Source organism: Sebaldella termitidis ATCC 33386 (assembly GCF_000024405.1).
Lineage (GTDB): Bacteria > Fusobacteriota > Fusobacteriia > Fusobacteriales > Leptotrichiaceae > Sebaldella > Sebaldella termitidis.
The window spans coordinates 663039-675882 of sequence record NC_013517.1 but is presented as its reverse complement, the minus strand read 5'-3'; the positions used below and the strand labels follow the sequence as shown (position 1 = coordinate 675882).

Here is a 12844-nt window from a genome sequence, read left to right as displayed (position 1 = left end):
AGTTCCCTCCTAAATTATTTATATTCATTTATAATTTTCTTTACTTCTTTTACTTCTACTTTTTTATACACTTTTTCACCAACTAATACCACTGGTGCGATACCGCAGGCACCTACACATCTTAAAGCATCTATTGAGAACTTACCGTCAAGACTTGTTTCTCCTGATTTGATTCCTAGTTCTTTTTGGAATTCACCCAGCACTTTATCCGCTCCTCTTACATAGCAAGCTGTTCCCATGCATACTGAAACTGCATGTTCCCCTTTCGGCACCATTGTAAAAAATGAATAAAAACTAACAACTCCGTAAACATTAGCCAGAGATTCATTTAATTTCTCCGCAACATACTCCTGAATCTCCCTAGGCAAGTATCCGAAGATCCCCTGAGCTTTGTGCAAAACAGAAATCAGAGATCCTTTTTTAGTTTCCAGCGAATCAATAAAAACATCAAGTTCTCTAAAACCTGCTTCTTTTAATTTGTTTGCACACATTTCTTTTCCTCCTTTATTTTGTCAATCAAATATTTTTATATTAAATTTTTTTTGATATTAAACATTTTGTTTATCTTACTAAGTTAATTTTTTCACAAAGAAAATTTACATAACGATATTATACACTAAATAGCTTTTAAGTCAAGTTAAATCTTGTATTTCCCTTTAATTATATATATTTTTTCAAAAACAACTTTTTATCATTAGTTTTCTATATGTTAAAATCTTTCTACGACTTTATTCAAAAGTAATACAGACAATTATTTTGTTCCGATTATTTCATTTTATTTTATCGAATAAATTATTTTTCATTTATATATGCAATTATTTAAAAATTAATATTTTCACAATCTATTTTTATCTATTATATTCAATACATTAATTTTTTTTGATAATCATTACTGAATCTGTTAACAATTATCAAAATCATTTATTATTTACTGAATATTCAGCAGCCTGAAAAACAAAAGCACAGTAATTCATCCGGCTGATAATAGCACTCCTTATAACTAAACAGAGCTTCAGTATTGAGTAATCAATAAAATAACGAATAATACCAGATTAAAAAAACGGGTATTCTGTTTGACCCGTTTTTTATAACTATATATTTTTATATTATAATACAACTACAAACATCAATTTTACGCCCCATCTTGGATCCATATCAGTACGTTTCAGATAGTAACGCGGAGATATTCCAATACTTAACGGTACTACTCCGCCCAGCTTCACTATTTTTCCCACTCCCACTTCCAAAGGGGCACTGAGCTCATTATCTACCCAGTCATAATCAAGCTCCACATTTCCGCTTACCGTCCACCCGCCTTTTATATGATACGCCACAAATGGCTGAACTGATGTTTCGTTAATATCTCTGTCACCTTCACCGCCTGTTGACCATAATTGCTCTGCAAGACCTCCGAAAGTCCAGTTTTCTGTCTGTACCACAAGCGTAGCAGCAGGTCCAAAAGCCCACTTTTTAGAGCTGAAATCATCATTGCCCAATGGAATATTTACGATAGGTCCCACACCCCATATAAGCTTATTTGCTCCCTGCGACGAACTGCTCTGCGGTGCAAAAAAGAAGCTCTGTTCAATGTCTCCCACACCCTTTTGCGAAGTATCTCCGTATATATCATTTTGCTGTATCAGAGGAATTATTGTTCTTATTATTACTTTCCAGTCTTTACCAAGATTTACAGGTATTACAGGCTGTATATTCAAAGTATTTCTTTTTCCGTAATTCGGTCCTACATCACCGTCAAAATCGTATTCAAAAGGAAAAATATATAAAGAAGACACAGGATTTGACAATTCTTTTGAAATCTCATCTACACTTTGATTTCTGTCATTTACCGCTGCCGCTTTAACTTCCTCTCTGTTGCTCATTGTTAGAAAAGGAAAGCACATCACCAATAATAAAACGAGGATTCCTCTTGCTGTAATCCTTGCAGTTCCAGATTCATCTGCCAATATTATCATTTCATACCACTCCCAATAATCCAAAATTGTTTTCTGCCGTTATTAATTCCAAATATTTAAAATATTCCATTTAAAAAACCATTCTATATACAAATGTTATCAAAATTGATAATTTTTGTCAATTAATATTTAATAAAAAAGAAACAGTGTTATGGTATAAAATAACATCACTGTTTCCTTTTTTTTCATTATTTTGCTAAAGCGTATGTATCTCTTGCTATCATTAATTCTTCTGCTGTTTCTATTTTGAATATTCTTACTTTGGAAGCTGCAGTGCTTAATTCTACATCTCCGCTGATTCTTTTTTCATTTATTTCTTCATTCAGCTCTACTCCGAGGAATTTTAACCCGTTGCATATGTCTCTTCTTACAGCTGAATCATTTTCTCCTACACCGCCTGTAAAAGCTATGGCATCTACACCGTTTAATGCTGCTGCATACGCCCCTATATATGATTTTACTCTGTATGTAAACATGTGGTGTGCAAGATAAGCTCTGTCATCTCCTAAAGCATTGGCATCTTCCAGATCTCTAAAATCCGAACTTTTTCCAAATATCCCCAGAACTCCTGATTGCTTATTCATTCTTGCATCCATCTGTTTTGAGTCCATTCCTCTTTTTTCCATTATATATAATACAGCTGCAGGATCAAGATCTCCGCATCTTGTCCCCATCATAAGTCCCTGAAGAGGCGTAAGACCCATTGAAGTATCTATAGATTCACCATTCTTAACTGCTGAAATACTCGCTCCGTTTCCAAGGTGGCACACAATTATTTTTGAATTTTTATTATCAATTAATTCAGCTGTTCTCTCACTTACATATTTATGAGACGTTCCGTGAAATCCATATTTTCTTACTTTTAGTTCTGTATAATCTTCATACGGAAGGGCGTACATATATGCTTCTGAAGGCATTGTCTGATGGAATGCAGTATCGAATACCGCTACATTTGGTTTCCCCGGAAGCAGCTCCTGCATTACTTTTATTCCCATAATGTTAGCAGGATTATGAAGAGGGGCAAGCTCTGCTACTTCTTCTATTTTTTTCAAAGCTTCGTCAGTTATTAATGCCGATTCCTTAAAATATTCCCCGCCGTGTACCACTCTGTGGCCTATTGCATCTATTTCGTTTACATCGGCTATATTCCCGCTTTCAGAATCCTGAAGGGCTTTTAATACCAGATCAATTGCTACTTTGTGATTCGGCATGTCCTCTGATATTTCATTTTTTGTATCTTTTACTATATTTTTATAAACTAATTTTGAATCATTTATTCCTATTCTTTCACAAATTCCCTTTGCAAGAGTCTCCTCCTTAGTCATATCTACCAGTTCAAACTTTAACGAAGAACTTCCACTGTTAATCACTAAAACTTTCATTTTTTCCTCCTAAAAAATTATAATTCTGATTCTACTGCCGTGATGGCCGCTACATTTACTATATCCTGTACACTGCATCCTCTTGACAGATCATGTATAGGCTTTGCCAGACCTTGTATTAACGGACCTAAAGCTTCCGCTTTGGCAAGTCTTTGTGCTATTTTATATCCTATATTTCCAGCACCCAGATCCGGGAATATCAAAATATTAGCCTCTCCTTTTACCTCACTGTTAGGAGCTTTTTTACGTGATACTTCCGGCACCACTGCCGCATCAAATTGTAATTCTCCGCCGAATTTGAAATCAACATTTCTTGACTTTAAGATTTCTACTGCTTCCTGCACTCTGGTTACATCTTCCGAAGAAGCGCTTCCATAAGTTGAAAATGACAGCATCGCCACCTTTGGCTCTTTTATATCTACCAGACTTCTTGCTTTTTCAGCGCTTGAAATTGCTATATCTGCAAGCTGTTCAGAAGTAGGCTTTGGTATGACACCGCAGTCACCAAAAATAAGAACTCCGTTTTCACCGTATTCAGGTGTATTTGTTATCATAATCATGGAACTTGATACAGTTTTAAGACCCGGCTTTGTACCTACTACATGTATTGCTGCTCTCAGAACATCTGCTGTCGGCGAATTCGACCCCGCTACCATTCCCGCTGCATATCCTTTTCTTACAAGCATTGCTCCAAAGTAAAGATTATCATGCTCCAGTATTTTTTTGGCTTTTTCCAATGTCATTCCTTTTTTTTCTCTTAATTTAAAAAGTTCCTGCACAAAGTCATCCATCTGAGCATATTCTTTCGGGTTTAATATTTCTGCACCTTCTACACATACCCCTAATTTTTCGGCACTGGCTTTTATTTCATCAGCCGCACCTACCAATACTACTTTTACTGTCCCCTCTTTTATCAGCTGTGCAGCTGCTTCTATTACCCTTGTATCCTCTGTTTCGGGTAATACTACTTTTTTTCTGAGGTCTTTAGCCTTGCTTTTAATTTGTTCCATCAAACTTGACAATTTCCATCACTCCTTAATGTTTTATATATATTTAATCAAAAATTGCATTAACAAATTCATCGGCATTAAATTCACGCAGATCCTCTATCCCTTCACCAACTCCGAGATATTTTATAGGCTTTTTCAGCTCATCTGATATCGCAAAAATAATTCCTCCCTTTGCGGTACCGTCAAATTTGGTAAGTATCACACCTGATAAATCAACGATTTCATTAAACAGCTTTGCCTGCTGGAGTCCATTCTGACCGGTCGTACTGTCTATTACAAGTAATTTTTCAAAATTATCTTCACCAGACTGCTGAATGATTATTTTATTTATTTTCTCCAGCTCCTTCATCAGATCAGATTTATTGTGAAGTCTTCCGGCTGTATCTATAATTGCTACATCATATTTTTTACTTCTTGCTGTACTTATTGTATCGAAAACTACTGCCCCGGGATCGCTTCCGTGCGACTGTTTTATTACTTCCACACCGGTTCTCTTACCCCATTCTTCCAGCTGTTCTATTGCCGCCGCCCTGAAAGTATCAGCTGCTCCTATTATTACCTTCTTATTTTTCTGCTTCAGCTTGCTTGCTATTTTACCAATAGAGGTTGTTTTTCCTACTCCGTTTACACCCACTACAAGGATTATATTTAATTTCCCGTCCACTATGTCCAAAGCACTGTTTTCACTGGAAATTTTTTCTCTCAGAATCTGCTTTAATATTTCATATACCTCTTCTGAATCCTTCACTTTAGCTTTTTTCACACGTTCTTCCAATTCCTCTATTACTCTTAATGTCATATCAAAACCAAGATCCGACTGTATCAGCAGATCTTCCAGCTCCTCATACATTTCATCATCTATCGGCTTTCCTGTAAAAACCTCTTTCAGCTTTGTAAAAAATCCTTTTTTAGTCTTTACAAGTCTTTCTTTCAGAGGTTTCGGCTTTTCAGCAGTGTATTCTTCAGCCTGTTTACTAACTTCTTCGCTCACTGCCTCCCCGATGTTTTCTTCCAATGCATCGGCATTTTTATCTTCATCAATTTCAGCTTTATTTTTTTTCAGCTTGAACAAATCTTTAAGTGCCATTCTTTATCTCCTTTTCTGCTTGAGATTTTTCCAGATAATATGGTTTCAGACTGTAGATGTCTGCTTTTTCATAATTTTTTCTGATCAGTATTAATGTGGAAGCTTTTATTTTTATATTTGAATACAGAGGAAATTTTGCCTTTTCTCCCAGCTTGTCACTGATTTTTCCCCTGTAATTAAAGGCTCCGTCTCCTGAAAAATAATAATCACAATTTTCAGCATGCAGCTTTTCCAGAAGGTCATCCAGTTTTGCTACATGATACCCTTCCAGAAGTTTCAAACCATCTTTTTCTATTCTTGATATTGAATAATAAATTTTTTCTTTTCTTGAATCAATAACAGATACGACTTTTTCACCAGGCATATTCACCTGATAAGCAAGTGCATCGAGTTCGTTTACAGGGTAAACAGGTATTTTTTTCACAAAGAACAAACCCTTTACCGTAGCTATTGCTATTCTCACTCCCGTAAATGATCCCGGACCATTTGACACCGCTACTTCATCTATATCTGATATTTTTTTTGATGTCCATTCAAGGAGCTTATCAATTTTATCCAAAAGTGTTCCTGAATGAGTTTTTTCTATATCTACAGTAACTTCTCCCAGAAGTCCCCTGTCTTCATCATATATAGCTATACTTCCTGTTTTGGTTGTAGCACTAATTCCCAATATCAACATATTTTTTTTCTCCGTTTATTAATTTATATACCGATACTTTTCTTGTTCTTTCAGTATCATAGGCCAGCTCTAAAAAAAGTGTATCTTCCGGAAGCTCGTCCGATATTTTGTCAGCCCATTCTATAATGGATATTCCTTCACCGCCAAGATAATCTTCATAGCCTATATCGTATATTTCCGATGCTTCTTCCAGTCTGTATACATCGAAATGGTATATTGGAATATCACCAGAATTATATTCTATAACATAATTAAAAGTAGGACTTTTCACATTTTCAGTAATGTTAAAATATTTACAGATATTCTTTGTAAAAGTGGTTTTTCCCGTTCCCAGATCTCCAATCAGTGCGAGACTGTCGCCTCTTTTTAATATTCGTGCAATATTTTCCGCAAGCTTGTCCAGTTCTTCAAAAGTCAAAACTTTACTTTCCATTCTTACTCCCATAAACATCCAATATTTTTTCTATTACTCCCGTAGTAGATTTATTATCCACAAAAGATAAAATTTCCACGGTTCCGCCGTTTTTTTCTACTATTTCAGTCTCCGGCAACTCTTCTTTTTTATAATCCCCGCCTTTTATATGAATATCCGGTTTGATTTTCCCTATTATTTCCACAGGAGTTTTTTCGTCAAAAATAACAGCATAATCAACGGGTTTCAGTCCAAGTATCATTTTTGCCCTGTCTTGTTCGCTGTTTATTGGTCTTTTATCTCCTTTATTCACCTTTACTGATGAATCACTGTTTATTCCCACTACCAGAATATCTCCAAATGATTTTGCCTCTTCCAGATATGTAAGATGCCCTACATGCAGTATATCAAACACACCATTTGTAAAAACTACTTTCTTATTCTGTTTTTTTAAATCGGAAATAAACTTTTCCACATTTTCCCTGTCCAGTAAATTTCTCATTCTAAACTCCTCTTTTTTGGCATAATGTTCTGTTTATTTTTAATATCCTTTAAGTAAAAATAAAAAGGACATTACACCAATATCATTATTTTAGTATAACATATTTTTTTCAGAGATAATTATAAATTTTTATTATTTTATATGATTAATTTTTTATTATTCATTGACAAATAGTTATATATTAACAGTTCGCATGTATTATAAAAATTTATTATATTCTCTGAATAATATTTTTTTCAAAAAAACAGACGAAAGGGACCAGAGTTTAGTCCCTTTTTCATATATTTATTTTCAATATATTTTTTCTTTAAATCCAGATGTTTCTTTTACTTAGTTCCGAAAATTCTGTCTCCGGCATCTCCGAGTCCCGGATATATATATGCATGTTCATTTAATCCTTCATCTATACATGCTGCATATATATCCACGTCAGGATGTCTTTCCACTACTTTTGCGATTCCCTCCGGAGCGGCTATTATACATAAAAATGATATGTTGCTTACACCGACGCCTTTCAGATAATCTATAGTATAGTTAACCGAACCTCCTGTCGCCAGCATGGGATCTACTATCAGAACCTTGCTTTCTGCCACATTCGAAGGCATTTTTGCGTAATAATAAACAGGTTCAAGAGTTTCTTCATTTCTGTATACCCCTAAATGACCTACTTTTGCAGTAGGAACAAACTGAAGTATTCCTTCTACCATTCCCAGTCCTGCTCTTAATATAGGAACCAAAGTCACCGGCTGGCTCAAAACCTTTGTTATTGTCATCTGAAGCGGAGTTTCCGTTTCCACTTCCTTTACTTCCAAATCCTTTGTAGCTTCATAAGTCATTAACCCTGCTATTTCATTTAAGCTTTCTCTGAATAACTTAGTATCTGTGTACTTGTTTCTTAGATTAGTCAGTTTATGCTCTATTAACGGATGTTTTATTTCGATAACAGACATTTATATTTCACTCCCTCATTGTATTTTCATAAAAAAAGCAGAGATTACTATTACACCTAATAGCTCCCTCTGTTTATTATAAATTATATTTTTTCTTAAATTTATCAACTCTTCCAGTTTCATCAACAAATTTAGATTTTCCTGTATAGAATGGATGTGATGTAGAGCTTGTAGCAACTTTAACAACCGGGTATTCCTTACCGTCTTCCCAAACAGTTGTTTCTCTTGTCGCCTTTGTAGATTTTGTTAAAAATTTAAATCCATTACTAGTATCTTCAAAAACCACTAATCTGTAGTCTGGATGTATATCTTTTCTCATCCTTGTACTCCTTTCCAACATTTTAAAATTTTCATAGTTCGTATTATTGTATCATATGTTTTTTTTTTTTTCAAGGTATTTTCTGAACATTTCAACAGACAGTTTCTGGAAGCAGATCTCAGAAGATTTAGCGTATAATTTTCTGCTGTAAGGCTCTGATACTGCATTTCTAAAAATTAACCAAATGCAGTTTCCGTCAAAACCTTATGTCTGTTTTTCATATATCCAGTATTATTCATATTATATATTATTTTCTTTCAAAACATTATTTTTTATTATTCTATTTTTTATAGCCATACAAAAAGGGTGTAATAACTTACACCCTTTAATATTATTTACTGTCTAAATTTTGCATTTAGTGCTGCATTCCATTCATCCAGCTGATTTGCATAAAGCATCAGGAACTCTTCATAATCTTTTCCTCTTATCTCTATGCTGTTAATTACATCGCCCTGTCTTATTGTTTTCAAAACACTTAAATCCGCTCTTGTCTTTAGTTCACCGAAAATAGTATATTTCCCGTTTAGCTGATCCAAAGGATTTATTGTTATAAAAAACTGACTTCCGTTTGTATCTGGTCCTGAATTTGCCATTGCCAGCATTCCCGGATCATCAAAATTCAGCCATTTTGCTATTTCATCATCAAATGTGTAACCAGGTCCTCCTGTTCCGTCACCGTTCGGATCTCCGCCCTGAACAAGTGTATTCGGAAGTACTCTGTGAAAAGTCAGTCCGTTATAGAATCCTCTTCTCGAAAGATTCACAAAGTTTAACACTGCTAAAGGGGCTGCTTCCGGATATAAAAATACGTTTATGTCACCTTTGTTCGTTCTTATAGTTGCTTCTAAGCTATAATTTTTTGGTTTGTTGCTTTTGAACCATCCAAATGAAAAGCTGGACATTGAAAGCATAAATAATGTAAGTATCACTAAAATTTTTTTCATTTTCTTTTTCCTCCTAAAAACTAATTTTTATGGTTTTGTTCTATAATTTTTTCTACGTTAACCTCTAAATTGTAATCAAATTCATAAATTTTGAAATCAAATTCTTCTATTTCGTAATCATATCTGGCAACATTTCTCTTTGAATAAAAATTATCAAAGATTACTACTATTAAAGTATCATTTCCTTTCAAATCTCTGGCATTTACTATTTTCAGATATCTATCCTCGTTAATATTAAAAGTCTCCTTTAGTACTGCAAGAAATCTGTCCCTGTTTTTTATTTCATAATACAGGTTCTTTACTATCTCCGGAAGTTTTATGCCAAAAAGAATTTCCGGTTCTTCCTTTTTTTGAAATTTTATTACTGCCATTCCTCACTCCATACATTTTTTATAAATGATACCATATTAATGGTTAAATTTCAATTTTTATCGTTACTATAAAAAATAAAAATTATTCCGGAATATTTTTTTACCTGTAAATCAAACTATTGCAATAACAGATCAGTAAAATTATCAGTAACATCTGCTTAAAGGTAAACTTGTCATATCACTGTTCTGTCAATATGTTATTATCACATATTTTTGTGAACTGTATGTGATTTTTTTTATTTCCTAATTATACTGCCTGCATACAGTAAAACAGGCATCGGTATTTATCTAAAGACCAACTGATTGTTACACTGTCTGCATATAAATTATTAAATTTGAATTTTTAACTTTACAAAATTAAAAATATCTATATAATAGTAGTGTATAAGTTTTGAGGGGTGATATGTTTGAAATTAACAGTCAAGGAATATATGAGTTCGCGTAAAGTCTCGCGCAGAACTATTTATAACAGAATTGAAAATAACCAGCTTACTACTGTCAAGGAGAATAATAAGCTTTATATTATCGAAGAAAATCTGGGGACAAAAAAAAGCAGCATTACCAAAAATCAGGTTTCTAACTCACTGGAAGTTAATTCCAAGCTGCTCAGAGAAATTCAGAAAGAGATCAACAATCTGATTATGCTTACCAATGAATTTGATTATAAACTCATCAGAGAAAGACTTGTGTCTCTTGACAATGCTAATATTAACGTATTTAATAAACTGGATACTATAAGCAAGTATAAAATAGACGAGAATTTTGACCTTATTTTATCCCAGCTTGAAAAAAGTATAAATATGGGTGAAATTCTAAGCAAAAAAGTTAATGATATCGAAGAAAAAACAAATATGCTTGAACAAAAATTCGAGCTTATTTATGAACATGTCATTGATTTTTCGGAAAAATTCAGTATTCTGTTCAGCGACAGATTTGGTGAAAAAACAGAAAAAGAAAAAAAGAAACTCATTAATATATTTAATAAAAAATAAGGGTATAATGCCCTTATTTTTTTATACTAATCATTCCATCAGATATAATTTCAGCTTGTTTTTTTCAAATTTAAATTCATACACTGCCCCTTCGTCAGTATATTCCAATTCCACACGATCATTCCATATACGTCCAGTTTTAAGATATTTTTTCCATATAATAATATGACAACATATGATCATCGAAATAGTATTTTCATTTTTTATCTTCTTCTGTCTCGTTACCTTTAAAATAATTTCTTATTTTTGTTAACAATTTTTGAGCTTAGTATTTTCTTTCCACATCAAAAAGCTTCAGTTTGTTTTTATACATTTTAAATTTATAAGTTGTATAACCACCGCATGAGGTAATTTCTCCCGGTACAAATGTTTCCGTAATGTGCAGCTCATTTTCTCTAAAGTTTCCTGTGTACTTAATATTACATGCATGCCCCTTCTTCAGATAATCTGAAACAGAGCCGGACTCAATATTTACATTCATATATGAGATACCCCCAAGCTCTTCTGTAACTTCATTAAGGCTTTCCATAAATTCACTTTCTTTCACAGCCTCCTCGTAATCTCTTCCATAAGCCGTAATTTCCACAGGAAAGTTAATCATTCCCTTTAAAATCTTCCCGTCTTTAGCTTCCAAAGCTTTCTGAAAAACCGAAAACTGCCTTAGTACTTCTTGTTTTTCTGATTTTGTTAATGTTTTTGCATTTATTGCCGCAGAAAATATTATTATAAATAACAATATAGCTTTTTTCATTTTTTACTCCTTTATTTTTGATTTTATTAAATATCTAAAAATTTAATATACTGAAAATACATCTGTTTTTAAAATCAGAGCAGAAAGTCTTTTTCCTTTCTGCCCTAAAATAATCTTTCTTTATTACAATAATTTACTTGCCAGCTCCGATACATCAGAACGCTCTCCCTTTACAAGCGTCATATGTCCTGCAAGAGGCTCGTCCTTTAATCTTTCTGCCATATATGAAAGACCGTTGCTGTTTTCATTCAGATAAGGGCTGTCTATCTGATAAGGATCACCTGTCAGCACTATCTTAGTATCTTTTCCTACTCTTGTTATTATAGTTTTTATTTCATGAGGTGTAAGATTCTGTGCTTCATCTATTATGATGAATCCCTGCGGTATAGATCTTCCCCTTATATATGTGAGAGGCTCCACCTTCAAAAGTCCCATGCTTTCAAGCCCGACTATTACCTTTTCGGTATCATTGCTGTTTGCAGTCTGTTTATTAGTAACGAGAAATTCTATATTATCATAGATAGGATGCATCCACGGACGCATTTTTTCTTTTTCGCTTCCCGGAAGATAGCCTATATCCTTTCCCATAGGAATAACAGGTCTTGCTATAAATATCTTTTTATAAAGCTTTCTTTCTACTACCTGCTCAAGGGCAGATGCTATAGCCAGCAGTGTTTTACCAGTTCCTGCCACACCCATAAGGCTTACTATTTTTATTCTCTGATCCATTAATAATTCTATTGCTTCCTTTTGCTCTGTATTTCTTCCGTTAATTCCCCAGAGCAGGGATTCGGAAAATACAGTCTTTTCTATTTTCCCTCTTTCTTTTTTATAAATTCCCAGTACACTTTTTCCTCCGCATGTAAATTTGAACATTTCATTGGCAAGCGGCTCTTCATCGATCAAAAGAGAGTAGTTTACCACCGGAGATTTATATATAAGATCAAATTTACTGCTTTCCAGCTCTATTGTTCTGTTCCCCGAATAAAGCGTTATTATGTCCAGTTTGTCTTTTACGTAGTCCATTGTATCAAGCCCGAGAACATCGGCCTTTATTCTTACATTCATATCCTTGGAAATAAGAATGACTTCTGTATCCTTATTTTCATTTTTTTGCTTCAAAGCCATAGCAATTATTTTATTGTCAGCTGACGTTTTGGAAAATGCATCAGGAAGATATTCCAGCTCGTGATCTCCCAGAAGTATTCTGAATTCTCCGCCCTCCTCGTTTATTATACCATTCGCCAGAGTTCCTTTTTCTCTCAGGGAATCTATATTTCTTGATGCTTCTCTTGCAGATTTTCCCACATAATCATTATAGTTCTTTAATCTGTCTATTTCCTCTATTACGTAAATGGGGATATAAACATCATTATCCTTAAAGTCAAAAATACAATTAGGGTCATGTATTAATACATTTGTATCTAATATAAAGATTTTTTTCATGCATTTCTCCTTCTGCTTTCGAATTT

The 12844-nt window shown here is 33.7% G+C and carries 16 protein-coding genes; 1 reads left to right on the top strand and 15 read right to left on the bottom strand.

Going from position 1 to position 12844, the window contains the following annotated elements; translation table 11 throughout:
* Positions 1-14 precede the first annotated feature (14 nt).
* The 12 genes from STERM_RS03060 to STERM_RS03005 form a co-directional block, all read right to left on the bottom strand.
* Positions 15-491, bottom strand: a complete 477-nt coding sequence (locus STERM_RS03060; RefSeq protein WP_012860092.1) for an NADH-quinone oxidoreductase subunit NuoE family protein — start codon at positions 489-491, stop codon at positions 15-17.
* 615 nt (positions 492-1106) lie between these two features.
* Entirely contained in the window at positions 1107-1973 is an 867-nt protein-coding gene (locus STERM_RS03055; protein ID WP_012860091.1) for a transporter, read from the bottom strand.
* 188 nt (positions 1974-2161) lie between these two features.
* Complete coding sequence (locus STERM_RS03050) at positions 2162-3355, bottom strand: acetate/propionate family kinase (protein WP_012860090.1); 1194 nt, start codon at positions 3353-3355, stop codon at positions 2162-2164.
* A 17-nt stretch (positions 3356-3372) separates the two neighbouring features.
* Complete coding sequence (gene pta / locus STERM_RS03045) at positions 3373-4377, bottom strand: phosphate acetyltransferase (RefSeq protein ID WP_012860089.1); 1005 nt, start codon at positions 4375-4377, stop codon at positions 3373-3375.
* A gap of 31 nt (positions 4378-4408) precedes the next feature.
* Entirely contained in the window at positions 4409-5452 is a 1044-nt protein-coding gene (gene ftsY, locus STERM_RS03040) for a signal recognition particle-docking protein FtsY (protein ID WP_012860088.1), read from the bottom strand.
* The gene (tsaB, locus tag STERM_RS03035) at positions 5442-6131 is read right to left on the bottom strand and encodes a tRNA (adenosine(37)-N6)-threonylcarbamoyltransferase complex dimerization subunit type 1 TsaB (RefSeq protein ID WP_012860087.1); all 690 of its coding nucleotides are present in this window, start codon (positions 6129-6131) and stop codon (positions 5442-5444) included. Before tsaB ends, ftsY begins: the two co-directional genes overlap by 11 nt.
* Positions 6112-6564 (bottom strand): tRNA (adenosine(37)-N6)-threonylcarbamoyltransferase complex ATPase subunit type 1 TsaE, encoded by a 453-nt coding sequence (gene tsaE, locus STERM_RS03030; protein ID WP_012860086.1) that lies wholly within the window; start codon positions 6562-6564, stop codon positions 6112-6114. Before tsaE ends, tsaB begins: the two co-directional genes overlap by 20 nt.
* Positions 6554-7045 carry a D-glycero-beta-D-manno-heptose 1-phosphate adenylyltransferase gene (rfaE2, locus tag STERM_RS03025; RefSeq protein WP_012860085.1) on the bottom strand — a complete coding sequence of 164 codons (492 nt, stop codon included), beginning with the start codon at positions 7043-7045 and terminating at the stop codon, positions 6554-6556. Before rfaE2 ends, tsaE begins: the two co-directional genes overlap by 11 nt.
* Before the next feature lie 326 nt (positions 7046-7371).
* Positions 7372-7995: a uracil phosphoribosyltransferase gene (upp, locus tag STERM_RS03020; protein ID WP_012860084.1), complete on the bottom strand. Its 624-nt coding sequence runs from the start codon at positions 7993-7995 to the stop codon at positions 7372-7374.
* A 76-nt stretch (positions 7996-8071) separates the two neighbouring features.
* A complete protein-coding gene (locus tag STERM_RS03015) occupies positions 8072-8314 on the bottom strand; it encodes a type B 50S ribosomal protein L31 (protein WP_012860083.1) in 243 nt (80 codons plus the stop codon).
* Between the two features lie 335 nt (positions 8315-8649).
* Complete coding sequence (locus STERM_RS03010) at positions 8650-9258, bottom strand: peptidylprolyl isomerase (protein WP_012860082.1); 609 nt, start codon at positions 9256-9258, stop codon at positions 8650-8652.
* A gap of 20 nt (positions 9259-9278) precedes the next feature.
* Positions 9279-9629 carry a hypothetical protein gene (locus STERM_RS03005; protein ID WP_012860081.1) on the bottom strand — a complete coding sequence of 117 codons (351 nt, stop codon included), beginning with the start codon at positions 9627-9629 and terminating at the stop codon, positions 9279-9281.
* A 431-nt stretch (positions 9630-10060) separates the two neighbouring features.
* Between STERM_RS03005 and STERM_RS03000 the strand changes: the two genes are divergently transcribed.
* Complete coding sequence (locus tag STERM_RS03000) at positions 10061-10621, top strand: hypothetical protein (RefSeq protein WP_169305387.1); 561 nt, start codon at positions 10061-10063, stop codon at positions 10619-10621.
* Positions 10622-10651: 30 nt separating this feature from the next.
* On the opposite strand, the gene STERM_RS22020 is transcribed toward STERM_RS03000, so the two are convergent.
* The 3 genes from STERM_RS22020 to STERM_RS02990 all read right to left on the bottom strand — a co-directional run bounded on the left by STERM_RS22020 (position 10652) and on the right by STERM_RS02990 (position 12818).
* Entirely contained in the window at positions 10652-10804 is a 153-nt protein-coding gene (locus STERM_RS22020) for a hypothetical protein (protein ID WP_169305386.1), read from the bottom strand.
* Positions 10805-10886: 82 nt separating this feature from the next.
* On the bottom strand, positions 10887-11372 hold the full coding sequence (locus STERM_RS02995; RefSeq protein WP_012860079.1) for a hypothetical protein: 486 nt from the start codon (positions 11370-11372) through the stop codon (positions 10887-10889).
* Between the two features lie 123 nt (positions 11373-11495).
* The gene (locus tag STERM_RS02990; RefSeq protein ID WP_012860078.1) at positions 11496-12818 is read right to left on the bottom strand and encodes a PhoH family protein; all 1323 of its coding nucleotides are present in this window, start codon (positions 12816-12818) and stop codon (positions 11496-11498) included.
* Between the last annotated feature and the right edge of the window lie 26 nt (positions 12819-12844).